This window comes from Campylobacter sp. 110, assembly GCF_002383965.1.
Classification (GTDB): domain Bacteria; phylum Campylobacterota; class Campylobacteria; order Campylobacterales; family Campylobacteraceae; genus Campylobacter_D; species Campylobacter_D coli.
In genome coordinates this window covers 1-25779 of record NZ_NXBD01000018.1, presented here as the reverse complement: position 1 = coordinate 25779, position 25779 = coordinate 1, and the positions used below count along the sequence as shown (strand labels likewise).

The 25779-nt window shown below is 30.2% G+C and carries 20 protein-coding genes, 1 rRNA gene, 1 other RNA gene and 1 pseudogene; 12 read left to right on the top strand and 11 right to left on the bottom strand.

Annotation, left to right across the window (positions count from 1 at the left end; genetic code table 11):
* Positions 1 to 123 precede the first annotated feature (123 nt).
* A 5S ribosomal RNA gene (gene rrf, locus BGS43_RS02050) occupies positions 124 to 240 on the top strand.
* Between the two features lie 455 nt (positions 241 to 695).
* Here rrf and BGS43_RS02045 read toward each other — a convergent pair.
* Genes BGS43_RS02045 through BGS43_RS02035 form a run of 3 tightly spaced genes read right to left on the bottom strand, consistent with a single transcriptional unit; the run spans position 696 to position 3516 of the window.
* Entirely contained in the window at positions 696 to 1403 is a 708-nt protein-coding gene (locus tag BGS43_RS02045; RefSeq protein ID WP_002782876.1) for a hypothetical protein, read from the bottom strand.
* Positions 1400 to 2422, bottom strand: a complete 1023-nt coding sequence (locus BGS43_RS02040; protein WP_002779284.1) for an AAA family ATPase — start codon at positions 2420 to 2422, stop codon at positions 1400 to 1402. Before BGS43_RS02040 ends, BGS43_RS02045 begins: the two co-directional genes overlap by 4 nt.
* Positions 2419 to 3516, bottom strand: a complete 1098-nt coding sequence (locus BGS43_RS02035; protein WP_002782878.1) for a DUF262 domain-containing protein — start codon at positions 3514 to 3516, stop codon at positions 2419 to 2421. Before BGS43_RS02035 ends, BGS43_RS02040 begins: the two co-directional genes overlap by 4 nt.
* Positions 3517 to 3619: 103 nt before the next feature.
* Between BGS43_RS02035 and BGS43_RS02030 the strand changes: the two genes are divergently transcribed.
* On the top strand, positions 3620 to 7477 hold the full coding sequence (locus BGS43_RS02030; RefSeq protein WP_096568616.1) for a type IIG restriction enzyme/methyltransferase: 3858 nt from the start codon (positions 3620 to 3622) through the stop codon (positions 7475 to 7477).
* On the top strand, positions 7465 to 8658 hold the full coding sequence (locus BGS43_RS02025) for a hypothetical protein (protein WP_002824660.1): 1194 nt from the start codon (positions 7465 to 7467) through the stop codon (positions 8656 to 8658). Before BGS43_RS02030 ends, BGS43_RS02025 begins: the two co-directional genes overlap by 13 nt.
* Before the next feature lie 82 nt (positions 8659 to 8740).
* Here BGS43_RS02025 and BGS43_RS02020 read toward each other — a convergent pair whose 3' ends face one another.
* Complete coding sequence (locus BGS43_RS02020) at positions 8741 to 9442, bottom strand: SIMPL domain-containing protein (RefSeq protein ID WP_096568613.1); 702 nt, start codon at positions 9440 to 9442, stop codon at positions 8741 to 8743.
* Positions 9439 to 10641, bottom strand: a complete 1203-nt coding sequence (locus BGS43_RS02015) for a multidrug effflux MFS transporter (protein WP_096568610.1) — start codon at positions 10639 to 10641, stop codon at positions 9439 to 9441. Before BGS43_RS02015 ends, BGS43_RS02020 begins: the two co-directional genes overlap by 4 nt.
* Before the next feature lie 104 nt (positions 10642 to 10745).
* Between BGS43_RS02015 and BGS43_RS02010 the strand changes: the two genes are divergently transcribed.
* Positions 10746 to 12095, top strand: a complete 1350-nt coding sequence (locus BGS43_RS02010) for a DUF2130 domain-containing protein (RefSeq protein WP_096568607.1) — start codon at positions 10746 to 10748, stop codon at positions 12093 to 12095.
* Here BGS43_RS02010 and BGS43_RS02005 read toward each other — a convergent pair.
* On the bottom strand, positions 12092 to 12742 hold the full coding sequence (locus BGS43_RS02005) for a hypothetical protein (RefSeq protein ID WP_002824652.1): 651 nt from the start codon (positions 12740 to 12742) through the stop codon (positions 12092 to 12094). The genes BGS43_RS02010 and BGS43_RS02005 overlap by 4 nt on opposite strands.
* Positions 12742 to 14550, bottom strand: a complete 1809-nt coding sequence (gene typA / locus BGS43_RS02000; RefSeq protein ID WP_002799607.1) for a translational GTPase TypA — start codon at positions 14548 to 14550, stop codon at positions 12742 to 12744. The genes BGS43_RS02005 and typA overlap by 1 nt, the downstream gene beginning before the upstream one ends.
* A gap of 135 nt (positions 14551 to 14685) precedes the next feature.
* On the opposite strand from typA, the gene BGS43_RS01995 reads away from it, so the two are divergent.
* The 4 genes from BGS43_RS01995 to BGS43_RS01980 are packed head-to-tail and all read left to right on the top strand — an operon-like array spanning position 14686 to position 19509.
* Positions 14686 to 15009 carry a hypothetical protein gene (locus tag BGS43_RS01995; RefSeq protein ID WP_002824650.1) on the top strand — a complete coding sequence of 108 codons (324 nt, stop codon included), beginning with the start codon at positions 14686 to 14688 and terminating at the stop codon, positions 15007 to 15009.
* Between the two features lie 16 nt (positions 15010 to 15025).
* Positions 15026 to 16936 (top strand): flagellar hook-length control protein FliK, encoded by a 1911-nt coding sequence (gene fliK / locus BGS43_RS01990; protein WP_180753336.1) that lies wholly within the window; start codon positions 15026 to 15028, stop codon positions 16934 to 16936.
* 53 nt (positions 16937 to 16989) lie between these two features.
* Positions 16990 to 17868: a flagellar basal body rod modification protein gene (locus tag BGS43_RS01985; protein ID WP_096568604.1), complete on the top strand. Its 879-nt coding sequence runs from the start codon at positions 16990 to 16992 to the stop codon at positions 17866 to 17868.
* Between the two features lie 3 nt (positions 17869 to 17871).
* On the top strand, positions 17872 to 19509 hold the full coding sequence (locus BGS43_RS01980) for a flagellar hook-basal body complex protein (protein WP_025398607.1): 1638 nt from the start codon (positions 17872 to 17874) through the stop codon (positions 19507 to 19509).
* Positions 19510 to 19512: 3 nt separating this feature from the next.
* On the opposite strand, the gene BGS43_RS01975 is transcribed toward BGS43_RS01980, so the two are convergent.
* Positions 19513 to 21378, bottom strand: a complete 1866-nt coding sequence (locus BGS43_RS01975; RefSeq protein WP_096568601.1) for a flagellar assembly protein A — start codon at positions 21376 to 21378, stop codon at positions 19513 to 19515.
* A complete protein-coding gene (locus BGS43_RS01970) occupies positions 21379 to 22104 on the bottom strand; it encodes a hemerythrin family protein (RefSeq protein WP_096568598.1) in 726 nt (241 codons plus the stop codon).
* A 180-nt stretch (positions 22105 to 22284) separates the two neighbouring features.
* On the opposite strand from BGS43_RS01970, the gene ffs reads away from it, so the two are divergent.
* The 4 genes and pseudogenes from ffs (at position 22285) to BGS43_RS01950 (ending at position 23940) form a co-directional block, all read left to right on the top strand.
* Positions 22285 to 22382, top strand: an RNA gene (ffs, locus tag BGS43_RS01965) — signal recognition particle sRNA small type.
* A 234-nt stretch (positions 22383 to 22616) separates the two neighbouring features.
* Positions 22617 to 22765: pseudogene (locus BGS43_RS01960) on the top strand (sodium:sulfate symporter).
* Positions 22766 to 22988: 223 nt separating this feature from the next.
* Complete coding sequence (locus BGS43_RS01955; protein WP_219350235.1) at positions 22989 to 23618, top strand: anion permease; 630 nt, start codon at positions 22989 to 22991, stop codon at positions 23616 to 23618.
* A 61-nt stretch (positions 23619 to 23679) separates the two neighbouring features.
* The gene (locus tag BGS43_RS01950; protein ID WP_096568623.1) at positions 23680 to 23940 is read left to right on the top strand and encodes an anion permease; all 261 of its coding nucleotides are present in this window, start codon (positions 23680 to 23682) and stop codon (positions 23938 to 23940) included.
* 34 nt (positions 23941 to 23974) lie between these two features.
* Here BGS43_RS01950 and mnmA read toward each other — a convergent pair whose 3' ends face one another.
* Together mnmA and BGS43_RS01940 are read right to left on the bottom strand one after the other, a co-directional pair.
* Positions 23975 to 24991: a tRNA 2-thiouridine(34) synthase MnmA gene (gene mnmA / locus BGS43_RS01945; protein ID WP_002824635.1), complete on the bottom strand. Its 1017-nt coding sequence runs from the start codon at positions 24989 to 24991 to the stop codon at positions 23975 to 23977.
* Positions 24991 to 25596: a TIGR00730 family Rossman fold protein gene (locus BGS43_RS01940; protein WP_002824634.1), complete on the bottom strand. Its 606-nt coding sequence runs from the start codon at positions 25594 to 25596 to the stop codon at positions 24991 to 24993. Before BGS43_RS01940 ends, mnmA begins: the two co-directional genes overlap by 1 nt.
* Positions 25597 to 25779 lie beyond the last annotated feature (183 nt).

The following is a 25779-nucleotide window of genomic DNA, read 5'->3' as shown; positions in this document are numbered from 1 at the left end:
ATTAAAAAACAAAAAAAGAAAAATAAAAAAGAATAGAAGAAAAGCAAAAAAATAAAACAATAGAATAAAAAATAAAAGCTTTATTCTTAAGTTAAATCTTTCAAAGAATATTTAAATAACAATGTCCGTGATTATACAGATGTGGAAACGCCTTGCTCCATCCCGAACCAAGAAGCTAAGCACATCGTGGGTGATGATACTACGCCTTACTGGCAGGGGGAAAGTAGCTCATTGCGGACTTGTTAATTCTTCTTTATCTTATTCTTATAGATTTAAAATCTTAGTTTTTATATGTCAATCGTTGTTTTTATATTTAATTATTTTTTTATGTTTATTAAATCTATTATTGTATTAATTATTTTTTTATTGATTGAATTTGTTTTTATGCTAATTAAATATGTTTTTGTATTCATTGTTCTTTTATGTTTATGTTTAATTGGCTTGGATTGATTTATGCTTTAGTTCTAATTGTATTTAATCAGCTTAGAATGCTTTGTATAATGCTTTTACTTATCTACAACTTATTATTTTTATATTCAATCATTAGTTTAATTGATTTATGCTTTTGTTGGTTTAGTTAAACACTTTATCAGTCGTTGCTTGATTAGTTTATTAATTTATTTAATTTAATCAGTTAGGTTATATTCATTGGTTTGTTTGAGTTGGTTAGTGAATAATATAATTAAAGTATTTTACTAAGAGGTAGAAGATGTGATTACTCTAACAATATAAGTGAAATCTTTTTCTGTATCTAATAAATAATCTATCCCACTAGTTAATATCAGTTCTATTTTATAGGTTGGATAATATATTAAAATATACCTATCGTGACAACCCAAGTAGCGGTTATTTTGTTTGTCTATTTTTATCATTTCGTTATGAGGATTTATTCTACTGTAAATATATTTAGGCAAATAAATATTTTTATTAATACTACATATCTCTATAAAATCGTTTAAATTTTCTTGTGTTAAATACTGATCATATATAAAAATACTATTAGCTTCTAAAAACAAATTTTTAAAATATTCAAAAGCTTTCTCTCTAGATTCCTTTTGTTTAAATGTTGCACATAAATTGTTTTCTATTTTTTCATCTTTTATATAAAGATATGGAAAAGATTTGTTTTTGTCATTTGTTAAAATGATTTTTAGAGTAGTTTTTTGTGAGAGTTTTTCTAAGGTTAGATTAGCATATCCACTTTGGAGAAAAGCACTTTTTATATCACTGTCTATAACTAGATTTGATTCTTCTAATTTTTGAATTTGCTTTAAATTGATTAAATGTGTTGGTTTATAGTATTTGAATAAATTTTCGATGATATTTTTGTCGCATTCAAGAGAATTTTTGAATTTTTCAAATTCTATTAATACTTCATCATCAAGCACAAGTGAAAATTTCATCTTATTTCCATTAATTTATCCAAATCTGTGTCAAAAAATCCTGTAGGAAAATTAATTTTTTCTCTATTTATGTTGGTAAATTTTCCAGAATGAATAAAAATTGGTACAAAATCTGTTTGTTGATCTTTATAGTAAATAATACAATCTTCATCTTTAAATTCTTTTTTGAAATTTATATATCTTAATTTACTCAAAAGATAATTAGAATGAGTTTCGATGATAACTTGAATTCCTTTTGAAACCAAAAATGCAAAGAAATCTGCAAATTTAGAGATAGCTTTTGGATGCAAATGAATTTCTGGGTTTTCTATTATAAATATATCTCCTTTTTTTAAAGATAACCCAATAATAATAATCTTAGTAGCAAAATTTAAGCCAGTGGATATATTAGATGGCAGGAAATAATTAGAAAAATTTTTATCTTTAAATCCATTGAGTATAATGTCTATACTTTCATTTGTCGTAAAAGAAATTTCTAAATCCAATATTTCTTTTATCCATTTATCAACATGATAATTTAAAATTTTATTACTATCGGGATTTTCATAAAAAATTTCATCAATACTTTTTAAACTATTTGTAGAAAAATAATTGCCTATATATTCACCAGAAACTCCAAATTTGATATTATTTTGTATTTTTTCGGTATCTTGAATTAAATTTCTATTAGATTTTAAATAATAGAAATTTTCTTCAAAATCAAATAAATATTCAGTATTTTTGGTTATTTCTTCTTTTGTGATATTTATTATATTTTTTTCGTTTAATGTTATATGAATTGAATCTTCATGTAAATCTTTATTTCTCATCTGATCAAAAATATATAAATTTCTAGTAAAATTTTGTATATACATAGACTTTTCTATATTTAAAATATTTGTATTTATAAAAAAACAAAGCGTTTGTAATATTGAAGATTTTCCGCACGAGTTTGTTCCAGTGATTATAGTTAATGGTTTAAAATCAAAACTATTATCTTTAATTAATTTAAAGTTTTTTATGTGTAATTTGTGTATCATTTGATAAGTTCCAATGCTTTATTGATTCTAAATTCGATATTTTCTTTGCTATCGATACCATAGGTTATTTTTTCAGGCTTATCAAGTTCTTGTTTAAATATATCTATTTGTTCTTTTAAAGGATAAGGTTTATTGTTTTCTTTTGCATACATAAATGCAGAAGTTAAGGCTTCAAACAATGCCATACTTAATTGTCTTTTATTTGTTTTATGGATATCTTTGGTCTTAAATCTAAATAAGTTATCTTTGTAATTAATGGCAATAAATTTCATTATCTCTTCATAATTTTGCAAAAAAGATTCAAAATCTTGTTCCGCCTTTTTATTAATGGTTCTCATGGCCTTTGCTAAAAAATCATCCATAGGAGTAAACAATTCTATATCTATTTTTTTTGTTATGCAAAGATATAAGGAGAGAAATCTTAAATTTAAATATCTATCTTTCATGTTTTTACTATTTGGATTTCCTGTTGCTTCTTTAAATGCTTCATAATCACTCATTTTATTGATAATTTTTGTACAAGTTCCGTTGTATAGCGCATTACGCATTTCTTGATTATTGATTTTTGTTCCACCACGATTTACTCTATCGAAAATATCGTATTTAATTTTTTCAGGGGTTTGTGGAGATATTATATACATATCTATTTGATAGTCTTCTATTCTGGTTTTTTCTTGTGCTTGTAATTGTTCAAATTTTTTACCATTACAATCTGTTAATATTTTTAATCCTTTTAAGATTAATTTACCTTCCAAAAACTCATTTAAGCATCCGAGTCTTTGTTTGCCGTCTGCTATTTCTAATCTTCCATCTCCTGTTTGATAGGCATATATTACAGGGATAGGAATTCCCATTAATATAGATTCTATAAGCTCCGATTTTTGTTTATTATTCCATCTTTGATCTCTTTGAAATTCCGGTGTTAAAATAAAATCGTTTTTAATTATTCTGCGATTTGCTTCATAAACACTGAAACTTTTTTTCTCAATTTTGATATCTTTTATGGGATAAATTTCATTTTCTTTATCATCTTGTTCTTCTAAACCTTCATACAAGCTTTCTTGAAAATTTTTTATTGAATCTTGAGTTTCCATACTTTTGCTCCTTGGTATTTGTAATTATAACACTAAATATCGAATTTTGATTCTTTAAAATAAATTTTGATAAAATAGAAACTATTTTAAAAAAAGGCGTAAGATGAAATTTGAAGCTATGGATGAAAAAGAATTTTTAAATCCCTACTACCGCAAAAAGCCTATTTTAGAAGCAGAGCTAAATGAATTTACAAAAGCTTTAAAAGATTATAAAACAAGCTTAGAAAACAATCTCAAAAACAACGAAGACTCCCTAGTAGCAAACGCTTTAAGCAAATTTTTTGAAAATTTGCATTTTGAGTGTGAGATAAAAAGTATACATAAAGGCAACAGCGGTATAGATCTTGCTTTGAAAAAAGACAAGCAAATTCAAGTCATCATTGAAGCAAAATTGCCCCATTCTAAAGAATTCTTTAGTCAAAGCAAGCCCAACTGCAAGGCTTTGCACGAGTGCATTTTGTATTATCTTCGTGAAAGAAAGGCTTTAAATTCATCACTCAAGCACATCATCATCACGGATTTTTATCGTTTTTATATCTTTAAGGTGGATTTGTTTGAAGAGCTTTTTAACAAAAACAAGTATTTTAAAGAAGCTTTTGAAAATTTTGAAAGAAAAGATTCTCATTTTAAGGGCAATACCGATGAATTTTACAAAGAGTGCGAAAAGCTTTTAAGCAGTGAAAAATACCTTGATTCTATCACAAGAAAGGATTTATTTGATGAGCCTAGCTTAAAGGGTGTTTTTATCGACTTAAAGCCTATTTTGGAGCAAGAAAAGCCGAGCTTTAGTAAGCTCAAGCCTTTGTTTAAAATTTTTCACAAAGACTTTTTACTAAGCGAGTTTAACCCCAACGATGCAAATTCGCTCAACAACGCCTTTTACAAAGAGCTTTTATATATCTTAGGGCTTTGCGAAAGCAAGCAAAACTCAAAGCTCATCATCGCAAAAAGCCAAGAGAGCAAAGAAGAGCAAGGCACCTTCTACACAGCTATAAATTCCAAGCTTGAAGAAGAAAATTTTGAAACCATTTTAAAACTTTTGATTTTATGGCTTAATCGTATCTTGTTTTTAAAGCTTATAGAGTCGAATTTGGTGCGTTTTAATGATGATAAAAATTTGAAATTTTTAAATTTTAAAAAAATCCCTGATTTTGACAAGCTTAGCGAGCTTTTCTTTGAAATTTTAGCCAAAGGAAGAAGCGCGCGAAAGAAAAGCGAATTTGCTTACCTGCCTTACTTGAATTCTTCTTTGTTTGAAAAACAAAGCATAGAAAACACGCTTGAAATTTCAAATTTAAACAATGATTTAAAGCTTAACTACTATAAAAACACGGTGCTAAAAGATGACAAATGCAAGGCTAAAAAAGGACAAGTGGGGCTTTTGGAGTATTTGTTTGAATTTTTGGATAGTTTTGATTTTGGTAGTGATGATGAGCAAAGTGAAATTTTAAGCCAAAAAGAGCTTATAAGCTCAAGCGTTTTGGGAAATGTGTTTGAAAAGCTCAATGGCTACAAAGAAGGAAGTTTTTATACTCCAAGCTTTATCACTTCTTATATGTGTAAAGAAAGTATCACAAAAGTAGTGCTTGATAAATTCAATGCCAAATTCGATCTTAAGGCTACAGATATCAGCGAGCTAAGAAGGGATTTGCGAAAAGAGGATAAAAACGCACAAAAAGAGCTTTTAAATTCCATAAAAATTTGCGATCCTGCGGTAGGAAGTGGGCATTTTCTAGTGTCGGCTTTAAATGTCATGCTAAGCATCTACGATGAGCTCAATCTTTTTGATGAGGAGTTTTACCTAGAAGTGCAAAACGATGAAATTCTCATCACCAACCGCAAAGGCGAATTTGTAGAATACAAACGCCCGCATTCGGACAAAGACAAAGCCCACTTGATCCAAAAAGAGCTTTTTTACACGAAAAAAGATATCATAGAAAACAACCTTTTTGGCGTCGATATCAACCCAAATTCATGCGAGATCACCAAGCTAAGACTTTGGATAGAGCTTTTAAAACACAGCTTTTACCAAAGCTTTGAGGATGAGGCGTATCACGATCTTAAAACCCTGCCAAACATCGATATAAATATAAAATGCGGGAATTCTTTGATATCGAGATTTAAACCTAATGATAAATTTTCAAATAACAATATTAAATCTCAAGTAGAAAAATATAAAAATTTTGTCAAAGACTATAAAAATCCAAACCAAACCGCCTATCGTAGAAACAAAGAAGAACTTAGGGTAAAAATAAAAGATATTAAAGCGGTTTTTGCTCTTGAGCTTAAAAATCCTAGCGAAACTAAAGAGCTTCAAAAGAATATCGATGAGCATATGAATAAATTTGGGGATTTTATGCTCGATAATGAAACTTTGTTTGAGGGCTTGAAGGGTTTAAGCAAAGAGGGAATTTTGTTTAAAAAAGAACTTTCTTTAGATGAGCAAAAAAAGGCTATCGAATCTTTTTATAAAATTAAAGCTCAAAGAGCTAAGATTGATTATGAAATGAGTGGGGAAGAATTTGAAAACAGCTTCGAATGGCGTTTTGAATTCCCTGAAATTTTGGACGATGATGGAAATTTTCAAGGCTTTGATCTCATCATCGGCAATCCGCCTTATATAAGACAAGAAGAGATTAAAGAGCTTAAGCCGAATTTGGCTAAAAATTATAAGGTTTATAAAGGCACGAGCGATATTTATACTTATTTTTATGAGCTTGGTTTTAATATCCTTAAATCAAATGGTGTTTTATCTTTCATCACTTCTAACAAATACACGCGCGCAGGATATGGCGAGGCTTTGCGTGAATTTTTGCTTAAAAATGTTTCGATTTTGGATTATATCGACTTAAATGGCATAAAAGTTTTCGATAGTGCGACAGTGGATACGAGTATATTGAGCTTTGAAAAGTTAAAAAGCAAGGTTAGTAGCTTTAGATATCTTGCTTTGGATAATGAAAATTTAAAAGCTTGTGGATATAGTATCGATTTGTGTAAGGACTTTAAAGAATTGTCGCAAAAGTCCTTAAGTAAAGAAAATTTTACTTTCAGTGATGAAAGCACAAATTCCCTAAAAGCCAAGATAGAACGCATAGGAACTCCGCTTAAAGAATGGCAAGGACTTAATATATATCGTGGAATTTTAACAGGCTATAACGAAGCCTTTATCATCAGTACTGAAAAAAGAAATGAAATTTTAGCAAATTGCAAAGATGAAGCCGAAAAAGAACGCACCGCCAAACTCATACGCAAAATGCTACGCGGACGCGATATAAAAAGATATAGCTATGAATGGGCGGGACTTTGGGTGATATTTATACCTTGGCATTTTCCAAATGTTGAAAAACCAAAGACAATGCTAGAAAATGAACAAGATTTAAAAGAACAATATCCGAGCTTATATAAGCACTTGTTGTCTCATAAAGAAAGATTATCTAAAAGAAATAAAGAAGAAACAGGAATTCGTTATGAATGGTATTGTTTGCAAAGATGGGGAGCAAACTATTATCAAGAATTTGAAAAAGAAAAGCTAGTGTATAGTGAAATTGTAAAAAAGCCACAATTTTATTTAGATACAAAGTTAAATTTTTATGCAGAAGCTACAAGTTTTATTTTAACAGGTGAAAATTTAAAATATCTTATTGCTTTTTTAAATAATGACTTTGTTGCTTTCATCTTTAAAACATTCTATGCAGGTGGAAATTTAGGAGAAAATGGCTTTAGATACAAAAAAGCATTTTTAGAAAAACTTCCTATACCAAAAATAAATTCTAAAAATCAAAAATTAGCCAATGAGCTTATAAATTTAGTCGATGGGATTTTAAAAGCCAAAGAGCAAGACAAAAACGCAAACACCCAAGAACTAGAAAACAAAATCAATTCTTTGGTTTATAAACTCTACAATCTCACCGAAGATGAGATAAAAATCATTGAAAATAAGGAGCAAAAATGGAAAATTTAACTAAAGAGCAAAAAAAGTTATTTTATAAATTTATTAAAAACATTAAAGATGAAAATTCTTTAAAACAATTAGAGCAATTTCTTGATCTAATCGAAAATAATGCTATACAAAATTCATTGAAAGATATTGCGGAATTTAATTCTGTTTATAAAGGAAATGGCAATAATGAAGAAATGTCTATAAAAGATATGATTGAAGATATAAAAATCGGACAAAAAGATATAGATGAAATTTATTGGAAAATTTTTGATATTCAATCTGATAATAAAAATGAAAGTAGTGCTTTAATAGAGATAGAAAAAGCTAAAGAATATGCAGATAGAATAAAGAGCGACTATGAGAAATTTTATGATCAAAATGCTCAAGGGAATGTTACCAAAGGGATTATCTCGAAGTTGGAACAAGCTTGTGGTGATATCGAAGAAAATAAAGACAAAATAAAAGAATTTGAAGAATTCTATAATAAAATTTTTATTGGTGTTGAAGCAGATGAAAATGGAAAAAATGGAAAGTTATCTCTTGAAAAATATTTAGATGAAAAACGGACTGAAATAAACAATTTAATTTCTAGTAAAAAACAAGAATTAGGAAATTGTTTAAATGATTATAAAGATAAATTTGAAAATTTGTATAAAGAAAAAAATGATAAAATAGATGAATTATTGCCAGGTGCAACTTCTAAAGGATTAGCCGAAGCTTATAAAGACGAAAAAGAAGATATGCAAGAAAATATTAAAAAGTGGAATGGTATTTTTATTGGCTCCATAGTTCTTTTTATAACTCTTTTTGTAATTTATTTTATTATATCATTAAATAAAGATTTTACATTTGCAAGTTTTTTTAGAGCTTTTCCGTTTTTATTTTTTAGTGGATTTTTTACTTATTATTCTACAAAACAAATTGCAGAGTATAAAAGAATAGCAAGTGAGTATGCTTACAAACAAAGATTAAATCAAACTTATAAAGGATATGAAACTCAGATTAAAGAAGCAAATAATGAGGAGTTAAAAAATCAACTTTTAAGAATTATGTTAGATTCTGCCGAAAATAATCCAAGCAAAATACTTGATAAAAAAGGTGAAATTCCTAGTTTAAGTGTGATTGAAAAAATGCTTGATATTCTTCCATTTGATACATTAAAGAGGATTCAAGATAAAATTAAGGCAAAAATAGAAAAATAATTATAAAAAACTATTTAAAAACCGCACGAAAAAGTTCCATAGTGCCAAGCTAAGCCTTAAAGCTTAGCTTGAAAATTCATCATCAGTCCTTTAAGTAGTATTCTATAGTAGAAACCACTCTTAAGGTTTTGATGTAAGGTGTGTTTTTATCTCTGTTGCTGATGCTAAATTGTCCTTGAGAAGCCTTTTTTATCTTGCCTAGATGGCTGTTTGAATCTTGTGCGAATTTTATCGCTGCATTTCTAGCATTGAGCGTTGCTTCTTCTATCATTTGAGGTTTTATCTCATTTAGCTTGGTGTAAAGGTATTCTATGTCATAATTATCGATTTTTGTTACTATGCCAAATTTTGCAAGACTTGAAATGTTTTCTAGTATGCTTTTCCCAAGCTTTACGTTTTGCGTATAGATGAGTAAATTCGCAGTGCCTATGTATCGGTATGTAGCTTGAGTATCGTTGCTATAAGGATCGCTTAAACGATCTATGATGTTTGGCGAGTTATAGCTAATCTCATCTTCTTTTACGCCTTGTTCTTTTAAAAATTTAATGATATTTTCTTTATCTTGTTCTAGTTCTTCGTATAAATTTGTAAGATTGTTGTTTGATCTTGTGAATTTTATAGGAAGTATCAAAGTATCCGCTTCGACTTCTTTTTGACTTAAACCCTTTACACTTACACTTCTTTCAAGTGTTTTAAAATCACTTAAAGCCTTGTTAAATCCAAAAGCTAGAATCAAACTTGCCAAAACTATGGCTAAAGCCATAAAGATATTATTTGTTTTCATTTTTTATCCTTTATTTTGATTAGAAAATATATCATATTTGCCACCAAGACACAAGCACACATTACACAAGCAAGGATTATCGGCGTATTTGCGTTAATAGCCCCAACCACAAAAGAAATAAGCCCTGCAAAACCAAATTGCACCGTTCCAAGCACCGCAGAAGCAGTTCCGCTATGTTCTTTAAACCTTGCCATAGCCAAAGTCGTGGTATTGGGTGCGATGAAACCAAGCATAGCTATACTTGTAAAAATACTAAGTTCAAAAAGCAAGAAATTTGGATGAAAAAAGGCATTGATAAGTAAGATCAAAGTCGATACAAACATGATCATCAAAGCTTTTGAAAGTATTTTTTCACTTTCAAATTTACGCACTAGCCTTGCATTGATATTTGCAAAGATGACAAAGCCTAGAGCATTTGCTCCAAAAAGCAAGGCAAATTTTTGCTCACTCAAGCCAAAAAACTGCGTAAAAACAAAGCTTGATCCTGTGATATAAGCAAACATCGCCGCCAAAGCAAAAGAAGCACATAGTATATAAACTAAAAAGCGTTTATCGCTTAAAACAAATTTGTAGCTTTTCATCGCTTCATGATGGGAAAATTTTTTGTTTTTAAGATGAGGTGCGGACTCTTTTAAACCAAAAAGTATCATCAAAAAAAGCAAAATTCCCAAAGCAAACAAAGTCGCAAAAATACTATGCCATGAAAAATACTCCAGTAAAATTCCCCCAAAAGTTGGCGAAAGCATGGGAGCAAGAGAACTAAAAACCATCATCAAAGCAAAAATCCCTGCAGCTTCTTTGATCTCAAACAAGTCATTGACAATAGCCCTTGCGATAACCACACCTGCACAACCCCCAAGTGCTTCAAAAAATCTCAAAGCGATAAAAGCATAAATATCATCGATAATCACACAAAACAAACTCGAAACGATGAAGAAAAATATCCCTACCAAAGCTGGAATTTTACGCCCAAAAATATCACTTAAAGGCCCATATATAAGCTGTCCTAAAGCAAAAGCGATAAAAAAACTTGCAATACTAAGTTGGGTTAAAAAAGAATTAGTTTGAAAGCTTTGTTTTACATGAGAAAGTGCAGGCAAATACATATCTGTAGAAAGTGGCGCTATGCTTGACATCAAAGCAAGGATAATGATAAGTTTAAATTTGGCGAAGCCGTGAATTTTGGCGTGTTTTTGCATTTGTAATCCTAATTATTCTAAAAGAATGATTTTAACAAGTCAATCTTAGAATAATCTTTGTTTTTCTATGTTAAATTTAGAGAAAAATTCTAAGGAAATTTTTTATGCAAAATTTAAACCAAAATGAACAAATAAAATGCCCAAGTTGTGGAAGTTTTATCGATATCAGCACTGCTTTATATGCTCAAATTTTAGACAAAGCCAAGCAAGAAATGCTTAAGCAAAAAAAAGAATTTGAAGATGAGGTCAATGCCAAAAGAGCCGAATACACCAAAGCTTTTAATGACTTAAAAGCCCAAAAGATAGAACAAGAAAAACTCATAAGCGAGCAAGTAAGCCAAAAGCTTCTTTTAGAAAAGCAAAAATTTGAACAAGAACTTCTCACACAAAAGCAAAATTTCCAAAAAGAATTCAGTGAGAAGTTTAACAAAGAGCATGAAAATGAAATGAAAATCATGCAAGAAGAACTAGAGAAAAAAAGCAAAGAACTTAGCGAATTTTTAAGCATAAAAGCTGAAAATGAAAAGCTAAAAAGAGAGCAAAAAGAAAACGAAGAAAGGCTTAAATTTGAGGTTAAAGAAGAGGCGTTTAAAGAATTTAAAGAACAAGAAGGCAAAAAACTAGAGCTTGAAAGAGAAAAAATGCGTCTTGAATTTCAAAAAAGCACTCAAGAGCAAGATCTTAAATACAAAGAATTAGAAACAAATTTTAAAAGCGTAGCTCAAAAGCTAGAGGACGCACAACGCAGGATAGAGCAAGGCTCACAGCAACTCCAAGGCGAAGCGGCCGAACTACTCATAGAAGAATACATACAAAGTGAGTATTTAAGTGATGAAGTAAAAGAAGTGCCAAAGGGTGTAAATGGGGCGGATTGTTTGCATATCGTAAAAGACAGCTTTGGCAATATTTGCGGTAGTATTTTGTATGAGAGCAAACGCACTAAGGAGTTTAATAAAGAGTGGATCGACAAGCTTAAGCTTGACAGCATAGCCGCTAAAAGTGATATAGCGGTTTTGATCACAAAAACTATGCCAAAAGATAAAGAAAAAACGCATTTTAAAGAAGGAATTTTGATCTGTACTTTTAATGAATTTAAAGGCGTTTTGGCGGTGCTTAGAGAAAGCATTGTCAATGCTTACAAGCTCAAAAATGCTTTACAAAACAAAGATGAGAAAAATCATATCTTATACGAATACCTCAATTCTAAGGAATTTAACACTCAAATCACCTTCATACTCAAAACTTATCAAAATATGAAAGAAGAGCTAGAAGCAGAAAAAAGAGCCTTGCAAAATATATGGAAAAAAAGAGAAAGAGCCATAGAAAATTTAAGCTTTAATTCTACTGCCATAGTGAGTTCTTTAAATGCGATATTTAGTGACTTGCAAGGCGGAAATTTGATAGGTGAAGAAGGGATTAAAAGTCTTGAAAATTTAGCAAAAGATGAGGATTAAATTTTGATGATTTTTTCTTCTATTAGCTTGAGATTGTTTTCTAAATTTTTGAAATTTTTTTCTAGGCTTTCTTTTAAGTCGATGAAAAAAGGATTTGTTAGAGTAGCGATAAGATAGTGATTGTCCTTAGAAAAGATATGATTTAAAGTGAAATTTTTATCTTGAAGTTTGATATAAATTTGCTCTTCATTTTCCAAGCTAGGATTTTTGTTTGCACTTAAAATTTCGAGCAAAATTCCGCAAAAAAAGCGTTTATTTTCGTCCAAAAACTGAATATCATAAATTTTAAAATCCTTAAATTCAAAGCAGTTTTGACTTTTAAATTCTTTTAAATCCTTTGTAAGTTCTAATTTTAAAAAGTCTTTTTGGCTTAAACTTTGCTTTTTAAATTTTGCCCCAAAACGACGCAAAAATAAATTTAAAGCATTAGTTTGTAATTCTTTTTGTGCGAGTTTTAGTTTTTTAGCTGTAAAACGAAAGAAAAAAACACCTACAAAAACAGCTAAAATTACTGCGATTAAGGCATCTCTTATAAAAACAAAGGCTAAAAAACCTACAAGTAAGGCTTCGATAATGCTTAGGAATTTTAAGATTCCTAAGCGTTTAAGTATATAAATTCTATTATTTTCTAAGCTTTTTAAATCCATTAAGATTTTGCTTTTTCCATTCTTTTTCTTTGAGTTGGATCAAGATAGCGTTTGCGAACACGCACATTTACAGGCGTAACTTCTACAAGTTCATCTTCTTCTATCCACTCTAAAGCTCTTTCAAGACTTAATTTTCTAGGTGGCACAAGCTTGATTGCATCATCGCTTCCACTTGCTCTTACATTGGTAAGATTCTTTCCTTTGATAGGATTAACATCTAAATCATTTGGACGAGAGTGCTCACCTATAATCATACCGGTATAAACTTTAGTTTGAGGCTCTATGAAAAGTACTCCACGCTCTTGAAGGTTAAACAAAGAATACCCTAAAGCCACGCCATTTTCCATAGAAATTAACGCTCCATTATTACGCTTTTCAACCGCACCGCTAAAAGGACGGAATTCTAAAAAGCTATGATTCATCACGCCTTCGCCTTTGGTATCGGTTAAAAACTGACTTCTAAAACCTATAAGTCCGCGTGCTGGAATTTCAAACTCAAGTCTTGTTTGTCCATCGCCCGTTGGTGCCATGGTTTTCATTTCAGCTTTTCTTTTGCCAAGTTTTTCTATTACCGCACCGCTAAATTCTTCAGGCACATCGATAACTAAATGTTCAAAAGGTTCTGTTTTAACTCCATCTTCAACTTTTACGATAACTTCAGGTCTTCCCATGCAAAACTCAAAACCTTCACGACGCATATTTTCAGCTAAAATAGTGATTTGAAGTTCGCCCCTACCGCTTACTTTAAATTTACCTTCGCCTGTGCTTTCGTATTTCATAGCAATATTAGTTTTCATTTCAGCTTCTAAACGTTCAGCGATTTTATTTGAAGTTACATGTTTTCCTTCAGTTCCTGCTAATGGTCCATCATTTACAGAAAATACTATGCTTAAAGTCGGCTCTTCAATGTGTAAAGGATCAAGTGGCATAGGATTGTTTGGATCTACAACGCTATCGCCAACATCTAAAGCTTCAAAACCTGCTATAGCTACAATATCTCCACTTCCTGCTTCTTCAATATCCATTTTTTCTAAGCCCATAAAACCAATGAGTTTTGAAATTCTACCATTTACTTTGGTGCCATCAGCTTTTGCAAGCATTACGCTTTGATTTTTCTTAACAACCCCATTGAAAATTCTAGCAATGCCTATTTTACCTACGAAATTATCATACCCTAAAGTGAAAACTTGAAGTTGTAAAGGATTGTCATTAGTACCGCTTGGCGCTGGAACGCGTTCAAGTATGGTTTTAAAAAGTGGCTCCATATTATCACTTTCATCGTTTAGATCAAGTTTAGCATAACCATTTTTTGCTGCAGCATAAACTATAGCAAAGTCAAGTTGCTCATCGTTTGCATCTAGGGCTACAAAAAGATCAAAAATTTCATTGATCACTCTTTCAGGATCAGCAGCTGGTTTGTCGATTTTGTTGATTACAACTATAGGTTTAAGCCCTAAAGATAAAGCTTTTTTAACCACGAATTTAGTTTGCGGCATAACGCCTTCTTGAGCATCTACTAAAAGCAAAACTCCATCAATCATTTTTAAAACGCGTTCTACTTCTCCGCCAAAATCAGCATGCCCTGGAGTATCTATGATGTTGATTTTTGTACCTTTGTAATTGATCGCTGTGTTTTTTGAAAGTATGGTAATGCCACGTTCTTTTTCTATATCGTTGCTATCCATAACGCGTTCTGAAATTTGTTCTCTTTCGCTAAAGGTGCCTGATTGTTTTAATAATTCATCTACCATAGTGGTTTTACCATGGTCAACGTGAGCTATAACTGCTATATTTCTAATGTTTTCCAAATTTCCTTCTCCAAAGCTAAATTTTTAAAAGCTTAGATTATACAAAAATTTAACTTAAACTACAAAGCATCAAAACTTGGAACACTTCTTGCTTTAAAGACTTGTGAAATTAAAATTTTAAATAAGGAAGTTAAAATGTCAAAACCATTAAATGAAGAGATTTTTATTGAATTTAAAAGCGATTTAGCTGAGAGAAAAAATGAAGTTTTACTTCAAGTTTTAGAACTTTTAGAAACTTTTAGATCAGATAAAAATGAAAAAATGGCAAGAATTTCAAGTGAGCTTACAGAAATTTTAGAAAATGAAGAAAATTTAGAAAAAATTTTAAATGCTAAAAATTTAGAAGAGCTTTTAAATATTTTAATTGCTTTAAATGAAGATAAGATGATTAAAGTATATGAAGATTCTTATTTGAAAGAAAAATTTCCTAATGTAATGGTAGATAAATTTTTAAAATAATTTTTTTGAAGGAAAAGTGATGTCAAATTTAGCTCCGCAAAATGATGTTTTAAATCTTACGCCGAGTAAAACTTCTAATACTAGTAGTTCCTTTAGTAAAACGAGTAAAAATAAAGAACATGAAAGTAGCGATAGTAAAAATTCAACTCAAGATGATACGGAAAGTTTTTTAAATTCTTTGCTTAATTCTATTGATGAAACCAATGAATTTTTACCTGATCATATGAAGATCAGTCAAAAAGAAGTTGTTAATGAAGCGATGAACAGACTTCAAAAAGGAGCTTTTGATGAGAGTGATAAGATAAGCATTTTCGAATCTGCTTCTTTTATGCAAATTCTTTCTTTATTGGATAAGCTAAAAACAGATACAGCAGATGTTAAACTAGCAAATCTTTCTACTCAACTTTCAAGTCTTATTAAAACAGAGGCTAATTTTAATGCTTTAAAAGGTGCATCAAATCTTAGTGAGCTTTTGGACATAGCTAAAGATCTGGGCTTAAATGTAAAAAATATTAAAGTAGATCGTCTTCTTGATCTTAAAGCAACTTTTCCAAATTTAGATAAGGCTGATTTTTTTAAGGGTGCTGTGGATAATGTTTTTAAAGAAATCATCAATAATAAAATTTCCAATGTGAGTAAAAATTTAAATCACAATTTACAAAATACAACTCATACTACAAGCACTCATTCTACGCAAAAAACAAATTCTAAAGATAGCGGTTCTTTGCTTTCTCAAACTTTAAAAAATTTAGATTCCATACTTTCATCCAAAGAAAGCAAACACGAAAAAAACGATAAAGTTAAATCAAAAATAGAAGAAGATACCACAGATGCTAAAAATACTTTAAAAAATATCAAAAATGATGAGTTTGCAAAAAATTTAACAGAAGAGTTAAATATAAAAGATAAAAAAAACCAAGATAATTTAAATAAAGATAACAATCTTAAAGATTTAATTAAAGATAGTACAAAACAAGATAAAAATTCAAACAAAGAGCTAAAAGACAATGCAAGTGCTCAGGAGCTTACAAATCTTAAAGATTTAAATAAAGAAAGCAAAGACTTAAACAAAGATTTTAATAAAGAGTTAAATAAAAATCAAGAAAAAAACAATTTAAATCAAGAAAATATACAAGATCAAAATGAAAATTTAAAAAATAATAATCAAAATTTAAATTTTGATAAAAGTTTAAATAAAGAAATTATTAAAGATACTCAGAATTTAGTTTCCAATTTAACACAAAAAGATTTTAATCTAAATAAAGAGCCTAAAAACAACAACAAAGAAAATAAAGATATAAAACAAAATTTCTTTGATCAAAAATTAAATTTTGAAAATTTAAATAAAACTCAAGTAGTTCAAAACAAAGAGAATAATGCAAATTTTAATAATACTACTACTAATAAAGAAACTTTTACTCAAGAGCAAACAAAAACGCACAGTGAAAATGTAGATAAAAATAGCTTAGATGAGTTAAATTCTTTAGTCAAAGATTTAAATAAAGTAACACAAAACAATGCTCGCAATATCACTCCTAAAGAAACTTTGCAGTATTTTTCACAAGATTTAAAAGAGGCTGTGGATCAATACAAAGCACCTATTACTAAACTTAGTATCACTCTAAATCCTAATAATCTTGGAGAAGTGGAGGTAACTTTGATACAAAGAGGTAATAACCTTCATATCAATTTCAACTCCAATACCAATGCAATGAATTTGTTTATCCAAAATCAAGCCGAGTTTAAAAATTCTCTTGTAAATATGGGATTTACTGGACTTGAAATGAATTTTAGTGATCAAGGTAAAAGAGAGCAAAATCAAAATCAAGGAAAAAATCGTAGTGGATATGGTTTTAAAGATGCTTTAGATGGAAAAAATGAAAGTGAAAAAGTCAATCTAGAGCTTGTTTTAGCGAAGTATTTTTAAGTTGGAACACTTATTGCTTAAATAATAAAAAACTAAATAAAAAGGAGTTTATAATGATATCATCATCGGATTGGAATTTAAATACCACTACTACAACTTCAGGTACTACTTCTTCAGGAAGTACTAGTGGAACAACTAGAACAGATTCAAGCAGTAGCTCAGGAATAGTGAGCAATCCAAATGCTACCTTAGATAAGGATGCGTTTTTAAAACTTCTTTTGATAGAGCTTCAACATCAAGATCCAACAGATCCTATGGATAGCGATAAAATGCTTACTCAAACTTCACAGCTTAGTGCACTTGAAATGCAGCAAAATACCAATACAACTATGCAAAAAATGGTTGAAACTATGCAAAAGCTTTCTGATTCTTTTAGTACAAGTATGAGTACTTCAGCTTTAGGGGCTATTGGTAAAATGGCAACTGTTTCAGATAATAAAATCAAACTTACAGGTGCAGATGAGCTTATCGCTCTTAAAATGTATTTGCCTGAAGATTCTGATGAAAACGGTGTTACGCTAGAAATTTATGATAGCAATAATAAACTTGTTTTCAGTGAAAAAAGCGATGCTAAATCTATTTCTCAAGGTTTATTTACCATGGAGTGGCCAGGAAGAAATAACGATGGGGTTTATGCAGGTGATGGTGAGTACACTGTTAAAATGGTTTATAATAATAAAAATGGTGAAAAAATCACTGCAAATTACGGAACTTATCCTATCGAAGGTGTTGTTTTTAAAGATGGTGTTGCCTATGCAAAAATGGCTGGACAAGAAGTTCCTTTTGATGCAATACAAGAAATAACAGATTATAAGCTTGGTTCATCTTCATCTACTGGAGGAAGCGGTTCAAGTGGAGACTCAAGTGGTGGTTCAAGCGATGGAGGTTCTTCTGGATCTACAGAAGATGGCGACAAAGAGGAAAGGGCATAAGCCATGATGAATTCATTTTATAATGGGATTTCTGGAGTAAAAAGCAATAGCTTTGGTATTGATATCACTGCTAATAACATAGCAAATGTCAATACCACGGGCTTTAAATACTCTGATGCTCAATTTAAAGATATTTTTTATACCACCATAACAACCCAATCAACCAACCCTGCTCAAGGTGGATATGGTGCTGGAGCTGTTTCTTCTCAGATTGTTTTTGAGCAAGGCTCGCCTGTGGCAAGTGAGGGTGAATTTGATGTAGCACTTCAAGGAAAAGGTTTTTTTGGTGTTTTAGGTGCCGATGGAGAGGCTTACTATACACGAAATGGAGCTTTTAGAAGAGATGCTGCTGGAAATTTAGTGGATTCTTATGGAAATTTTGTTTTAGGAACAATGAATCCTGCTTTTACTGGTATTAACTATAGCGATAGAGTTGCTGGGCTTATGGGGGATTATCTTAACACAGGAACTCCGGTAAATAATGGTTTTACTGTAAATTCAAATAATTCTTTCAGTATAGGCACAACCGCTTCTCAAGGGGCTATTAAAGTACCTGTGAATATGTATTTACCTCCTCAAGTAACTCAAAATGTAAAATGGAGTGGAAGTTTAAATACTAACACAACAACAGAAGTAGTTAAAGTAGATCTTGATCCTAGTAAATTTAACATTACAAAAACTGAAGATGGCAAATATGTAGTGAGTGGTAGCGTAAGCAAAGAAGATGTGTTTAGTGCTAAGGCAGGCGATAGAATACTTTTAAATTTTATCGATGATAATGGAGTAAAGACAAGCTTTGAAGCGACTTTAGATGAAAATTTAAATTTTAAAAGTAACGAGCTTGATTTAAAAGGATTGGATGAAAATAGCATCAAGCTTGATACAGCTCAAATTTCAACAGAGCAACAAAAAGCCAATAAAGATATTTTAGAATCCCCTATTTATAATGCAGATGGAAGTAAAAGCACTTTAAGGGTTACACTTGAGAGGGTTTTACCTCAAGAGGGTGATAATATACAATATAAAGCTATTGCACAAATTTATGATTCTAATGGCAATGCTGTAGGCAATCCGACTGAAGGAAATATGGTTTTTGATAAAAATGGTGCTTTGCTTCAAAACAATATCACAAGTATTGCAAATCCAAATGGTGGAACAATTAATATTGATTTAGGTTCTCCTTATGATGCTAACAAGCCTGGTTCGGGTTATAGTGGGATTTATATTAAAGAAGGCGTCGAAAAAAATGTAGTTACACAACAAGATGGTGTAGCTGAAGGGTTTTTTGAACAATATAATATATCCGATGATGGAAGTATTGTTGCGCAATTTAGCAATGGTAAAAATGCCATAGTTGGAAAGCTTGCTTTATATAATTTTATCAATGAGCAAGGATTGGCTGCTATGGGAGATAATATTTTTGCAGCAACGGCAAATAGCGGTGATGCAAGCTTTATTATGAAAGATGGTCAAGTTGTTAATACAGCCAAATTTAAAGGCAGATTCTTAGAACAATCAAATGTTGATTTAAGCACAGAGCTTTCAAACCTTATCGTAACTCAAAAAGCCTTTGATGCAAGCTCAAAAAGTATCACTACAAGTGATCAGATGATACAAAAAGCCATTAATATGAAAAGATAATTCTTAGGAATTATCTTTTTCTAATTTTTCAAAAATAATTTTAATTTCTTCTATGTCACTTTCGCTATAATTATAGCTTGATTTAATATGACTTACTTGTTCTTTTTCAAGATATAAAACCTTTTCATAGTCTTTTAAATTTATATGATGTTTTAGTTCAATGTTGATGTCCGTTGTAGGATAAAATTTTAAAAAATTATCCTCTCCGATATTTTCGGCTTTTATGTATATTTTTACATTGTAAACCATTTCATTTAAGAATTTTAATTTCGCATCAATTTGATATTTTAATTTTATAAGTTTTTTATACGAAATGCTAAGATGATTGTATTTTTTTATGGTATCGTGATAAAGATTTGAAAATTTCATTTCTATGGCGCTAGGATTTTTAGTCTTTTGAAGTTTGATGATTTTGATTTGATTTTTGATTAGATAATCATAGTAATTTTGCATTTTGCTTATGGTGTCACCAAGCTCATTTTTTATTTTAAGGCTTAGATTTTTAAGATTTTCTTCTGTATCTGAGTTGTTTTCAATAGAAGCTAGTGGCGAAACTACGATATTGTTTTTAAATTTTATATTGTTTGTTATGATTAGATTTTTTCTTGGATATAAAGTATTACCTGTTAGTAAATTGCAAATATAAATATTTTCTGCTTTTATTTTTCCACTCATGCAGTTTTCAACAAATACATTTTTAGCTATAATTATCCCATTTTCTAAATTTTTTATATATACAGTGTCAGCTTGCAAAGTTCCTTTGTGTGTTGCAATAAAAATATCTTGTGCAAAAATTTTGCTTTTTGCATGAGTTAAGCCTTTGATGCTGATATTTTTTCCATAAAGTTCTGTTGCTCCAACATTCCCATTTATTTTTATATTTGAAGCTTGAATATTTACAATACCTGATTTAATAGCATCATCAGTCATATCAAAATTAGTGATTTCTAAGTTTATATTTTCATCGGCATTTGTTTTGATTGAACCGGTTGTTTTAAGCCCTATTTGTGATAATTTTAAAGTATTTGTAACGCTATATCCTGAGCGGTCTTTGTTTAAAAATCCATAATTGGCACTAAAATATTTAATTCTATCTTCTAATTCTTCTGTGTAAATGCTTTCATCTTTTATGATAAAAGGATTATCAAAAAAGGCTATTGGATTTAAATGAAGTATCTCTCCTCTTAAATTTCGTCCTTCTTTTCCAAGAATTCTATAAATGTATTCAAAAAGTAGCTCATTTTGTTCAACAGGTTTGGAGTAACTTCCTTCATCATGGTTAATATTTTCGTCAGAACGTTTTTCGTTAACATCTCTATGATAAATAATTTCATCACTTTTATGTTCAATCTTATCTACACCTTTGGCAATTTCAAGCTCTATTTCTTTAATAGATGGGTTTTTTTGTATTGATAAGATAAAATCATCAATCTTGTCAAATAAATTTTTATCAAGTCTTAAGATTAAAAATTTTTGCTTGATCATTATTTTGTAAATATTTTGCAAAATATCAAATTTTAAATTAGGGTAATATTGAAAATTTTCTGTAAGGTTGATACTGGCTTTTAGATGGGTTAGGTTGGAGTTGGAACTAAGTTTGACTGTAAAAGGAAAACTTTGTTTTTTTGGATAAATTTCTATAAGAAATTTTTGTATTATGGTATTGTAGTTTTTTACAAAAAAATCATCTGCATAAAATAAGTCAAAATCCTTTCTTTCATAAGTTTTTGTTTTCGCTGGTTTTACACTAGAACACAGAAGTTTAAAATCTATAACTCTAAAATCAAGAATTTGTTTCGTGTTTGCTTGTTCGTGATTTAAACTTTCAAAAGGGTTGAAAGTTTCTAAGGTTTTTACTTGAAAATTCATCTATCCTCGCCCCCCCCCCATATCATTTTTTTGAGTCGTGAAATGGTGATTTTGTAGTACATCTTCAAAAATAGCATTGAATTTTTCGAAATTTTGATTCAAATCAAAATAATCCAAATGAACTAAAATTTGCCCACATTTTTCGCACTTTAAGGCATTTTCTTTGCTAACAAGCTCTTGATGTATAGTCTGTGGAACTGCATGGATACGCAAAGAACAATTGCAAATGTAATCATAAGTTTCCTCGGCTTTTAGATCTTGTTTGATTGATTTTAGTTTTATGTATTGTTCTAAGGTATAATGGATTTCTTGAAGGTGTAAGGCTTTTTTTGTAAAATCAACTATCCATAAATCTTCATTAGCAAAATGATCTAAAATCCAATCTTTGGTTAATATAGAAAGTTCTTGAGACATTTTTACAATATCATCTGAATGTTCTAAAAGCTCTTTAGTCTTTTTTAATAATATTTGATGGGATTTTTTATGTTCTTCAATCAAAGGAAAATCGATGCTTTCCATAAATTTTTCTTCATCTTTAAAATGAATTTTGATGTATTGAAATAGCTTTACAAGAATTTGTTTTAAATCATTTTTGTGTTGTGTATTATTATCTTGAATGTTTAGAGCTAAATCATTTGCAAGATCGGTAATTTCAAAAATTAGTTCGTGTTGTTTGTCTAATTGCATATTTTTAATGCTAAAATCTCTACTCCATTTAACTTCCATATTTTTCCTTTTTGGATGTAATAATTATTTTTATATCGCATTTTTTGAAAATAATATAATAATTTTACAAATAAATTTTTAAAATTCTTATAAAATACAATGGATTGATTGCAAATTTATATATTGAATCTTAACAACTCAAGGCTTTTTAAGTATATTATGATATAATTTTTAAGCCTTTTCTTAGACCTGTGCAATGCTATTTTTAAGCACCGCTTCAGGGTGGGAACACAGCAGAGCACTTGATTTTAGTGTGTGCCGCAGTTATCTGGGGAAGGGTTTTATTCATTTTAAAATTCCCATTTTTCAATTAGGCTAGCTTTTTTATAAATTAAAAATTTATTTAAAAATTATAATTTTAAGATTTATTAAAATATTAGTTAATTAGAATTTAAGCATTGTAAATTACATTACCAATATCAAAGGATAAACAATGGATAGAAAGAAATTCCCTTGTTGGTGCTGTGTATTTAATTGCAGCTGTGTTTTGGCTTATACCTACTCCTGTAGGTTTGGAAGATAATTCTTGGCATTTTCTTGGGCTTTTTATTGCTGTGATTATGGCAGTGATTTTACAAGTAATGTCTTTTGGGCTGTTTGTATGATAGCTATTGCCATAGTAGCTCTTAGCGGCATTACCACTACCCAATTGAAAATCTAAGTAAAATTTACACCAAAGCTACTTCGAAAACTTCTACGCAACAACTTATTGATGAGACTAAAATTTCAGCTTTAAATACTTCAGTGCTTGATTTTTTATCTCAAAAGAGTATAGATGAAAAGGTAAATACTGCTATATCAAATTTAAAATCTAAAACGGGTATAAAAGACGCTTTAAGTGGTTTTTCAAATTTTCTTATTTAGCTTATAGTTATTCTATTATTGTGGCTCGTGGAGTTATTAAAACAGGACTTGGAGAGCGTTTAGCGTATTATTTTATCAGTATTTTTGGTAAGAAAACTTTAGGTATTGCGTATTCTATAGCTTTTTGCGAAACCATCTTAGCTCCTGTAACCCCTTCAAATACAGCAAGAGCAGGTGCGATAATCAATCCTATAGTTCAAGCTATCTCAAGAAGTTTTAAATCTACTCTTGAAGATGGAACGCAAAATAAAATAGGCACTTATCTTTCTTTGGTGAATTTTCAAGCCAATCCTATTTCTTCGGCAATGTTTATCACGGCCACTGCTCCAAATCCATTGGTTGTTGATTTGGTCGCTCAAGCTACAAATTTAGAAGTGCATTTAACTTGGGGGCAATGGGCTTTAGGTATGTTTTTACCTGGTATAGCGGCTATGCTTTTGATGCCTTTGGTGCTTTATTTTCTTTCTCCACCAGAGATTAAATCAACCCCAAATGCTAAGATTTTTGCAAAGGGTAAGTTAGAAGAACTGGGTGCTATGAAGGGCGGCGAAAAGATTATGCTAGGGTTTTTGTATTGCTTTTGCTTTTATGGGCAGGGGCTTTGGGCGAATTTGCTTCTGCTATGGGATTTGGGGAAATTTCTATTATGATATTTTTAAGCCTTGCTTTTTTATATACACACTATTTCTTTGCTTCCATTACAGCTCATATATCTGCAATGTTTTTTTTGTTTTTATAGTGCAGCTTGCCTTAGGAGCACCACCACTTTTTTATGCTTTTATTATGATAGCTTCAGGAAATGTTATGATGGCCTTAACGCATTATGCGACAGGAACAGCTCCTGTTATTTTTGGAACAGGTTATGTAAGTCTTAAAAAATGGTGGTCCGTAGGATTTGTTATTTCAGTGATAGATATAACTGTAATGATACTTGTTGGCCTTGTATGGTGGAAATTTTTGGGATTTTATTAAAATCTTATCAAAGCTTTTAAAGCTTTGATAAGTCTTATTCTATAAACCCACTCGCAATGACTTTATCATCATCGTAAAATACTGCCATTTGCCCACTTGCTAAGCCATAAACGCTCTCTTTTAAAGAAATGTTTGCGCTTTTATCATCATTTATAATGACTTTACATGGAGTGGATTTTGATCTATAGCGGATTTTTACTTCGCAATCAAGTTCTTTTGCATCGATGAAAAGATTGATATTTTTGAGTTTAAATTCATTGATTTTTAATTCTTCTTTGGTGCCAACGATGATTTGATTTTGTTTAGGATTGATCTTTAAAACAAAATGCGGTTCGTGAGCCCCGCGTACTTCAAAACCGCGTCTTTTGCCTATGGTATAGTGCATATAGCCTTCGTGTTTTCCTACAACCTTACCGCTACTATCTAGCACTTCTCCTGGAATTTTAGTATCCATAAATTGATCTAAAACTTGCACATAAGTATCTTCAACAAAGCAAATTTCAGAACTTTCTTTTTGGGTTGCAAATGATTTTAAAACTTCTATGGTAGAAGCAAATTTTTTCACATCTTCTTTTTTCATTTCACCCAATGGAAAGATGAGGTATTTTAAAGCTTCTTTGTCGGCACTAGCTAAAAAATAGCTTTGATCCTTGCTTTCATCAACAGCTGTGCGGATAAGATTGTTTTCAAGTCTTGCATAATGCCCTGTAGCAAGTTTTTCACAGCCTAAACTTTTAGCAAATTCTAAGAGCTTTCCAAGCTTGATAAAGCGATTGCATAAAGCGCAAGGATTTGGTGTTTTACCCTCTTTATAAGTATCCACAAAAGGCATGTAAACTTTGTTTTTAAAATCTTCTTGTAAGTCTAAAATATGATAAGGAATTTGCAAAAAGTTTGCAACTTTTTCTACTTTTTTGATATTTTCTTCGTGATAATTTGGTTTGCCATGAAGTTTCATATAACAACCTATAACTTCATGACCTAAATTTTTAAGTTTATAAGCAGTGACTGTGCTATCAACCCCACCGCTCATAGCGACTAGAATTTTCATTAGAGTTCCTTTAAAGTATTGATTATATAATCTAAATCGTCAGTGATTTCATACTTTAACTCGTCTCCTTTGGAAATGACTTCAAGTTTTAGCAAAGAATTTCTGACGAACTCATCAAAGCCTTGCCAAAATTCACTCCCAAACAAGATAATAGGAACATTGTTTTTAAATCCAAGTTGTTTTAGTGTAAGCACTTCACACAATTCATCAAGTGTTCCAAAGCCGCCTGGGAAAATCACAAAAGCTAGACTCTTTTCAATAAGAGCCATTTTGCGTATGGCTAAGCTCTCAAAAGTTATGTTATATTCTACAAAATCGTTTAATTTTTGCTCAAAAGGCAAAAGTATATTAAAACCTACCGATTTTATAAAATTTGCATCGTTTTTACATTTGGCAGCACCAGCATTAGCCGCGCGCATAATGCCTCCACCTCCGCCGCTAACGACACAAAAGCCATTTTCTACACATAAATTAGCTAATTTTTTGGCCTCTTGATAATAAAAACTATCTTCTTTTAATCTTGCAGAACCAAAAAAAGTTATGGCATTTTTTAGGTTTGGTATATTAGCAAATTTTTCTAAATCTTGGCTTATTTTTTCATTCATTTTTCAACCTTTAGTTAAAATAAATTCCATTCTAGCTAAAAACTTATAATAAGTTCTTTATTGTATAAGTTTTTAATAGATTTATTTTATTAAGATTAGGAATTTAAAGACTTTTAAATCCTTAAGCTTTAATATCTATACTTTTTGGTGCAGAATTTAAAGAAAGGATTTTATTAAATTCTC

Excerpts from the sequence above, each read along its gene's own strand:
- BGS43_RS02045 (WP_002782876.1), bottom strand. The coding sequence starts at position 1,403 with ATGAAATTTTCACTTGTGCTTGATGATGAAGTATTAATAGAATTTGAA.
- BGS43_RS02040 (WP_002779284.1), bottom strand. The coding sequence starts at position 2,422 with ATGATACACAAATTACACATAAAAAACTTTAAATTAATTAAAGATAAT.
- BGS43_RS02035 (WP_002782878.1), bottom strand. The coding sequence starts at position 3,516 with ATGGAAACTCAAGATTCAATAAAAAATTTTCAAGAAAGCTTGTATGAA.
- BGS43_RS02030 (WP_096568616.1), top strand. The coding sequence starts at position 3,620 with ATGAAATTTGAAGCTATGGATGAAAAAGAATTTTTAAATCCCTACTAC.
- BGS43_RS02025 (WP_002824660.1), top strand. The coding sequence starts at position 7,465 with ATGGAAAATTTAACTAAAGAGCAAAAAAAGTTATTTTATAAATTTATT.
- BGS43_RS02020 (WP_096568613.1), bottom strand. The coding sequence starts at position 9,442 with ATGAAAACAAATAATATCTTTATGGCTTTAGCCATAGTTTTGGCAAGT.
- BGS43_RS02015 (WP_096568610.1), bottom strand. The coding sequence starts at position 10,641 with ATGCAAAAACACGCCAAAATTCACGGCTTCGCCAAATTTAAACTTATC.
- BGS43_RS02010 (WP_096568607.1), top strand. The coding sequence starts at position 10,746 with ATGCAAAATTTAAACCAAAATGAACAAATAAAATGCCCAAGTTGTGGA.
- BGS43_RS02005 (WP_002824652.1), bottom strand. The coding sequence starts at position 12,742 with ATGGATTTAAAAAGCTTAGAAAATAATAGAATTTATATACTTAAACGC.
- BGS43_RS01995 (WP_002824650.1), top strand. The coding sequence starts at position 14,686 with ATGTCAAAACCATTAAATGAAGAGATTTTTATTGAATTTAAAAGCGAT.
- BGS43_RS01985 (WP_096568604.1), top strand. The coding sequence starts at position 16,990 with ATGATATCATCATCGGATTGGAATTTAAATACCACTACTACAACTTCA.
- BGS43_RS01980 (WP_025398607.1), top strand. The coding sequence starts at position 17,872 with ATGATGAATTCATTTTATAATGGGATTTCTGGAGTAAAAAGCAATAGC.
- BGS43_RS01975 (WP_096568601.1), bottom strand. The coding sequence starts at position 21,378 with ATGAATTTTCAAGTAAAAACCTTAGAAACTTTCAACCCTTTTGAAAGT.
- BGS43_RS01970 (WP_096568598.1), bottom strand. The coding sequence starts at position 22,104 with ATGGAAGTTAAATGGAGTAGAGATTTTAGCATTAAAAATATGCAATTA.
- mnmA (WP_002824635.1), bottom strand. The coding sequence starts at position 24,991 with ATGAAAATTCTAGTCGCTATGAGCGGTGGGGTTGATAGCACAGTCACT.
- BGS43_RS01940 (WP_002824634.1), bottom strand. The coding sequence starts at position 25,596 with ATGAATGAAAAAATAAGCCAAGATTTAGAAAAATTTGCTAATATACCA.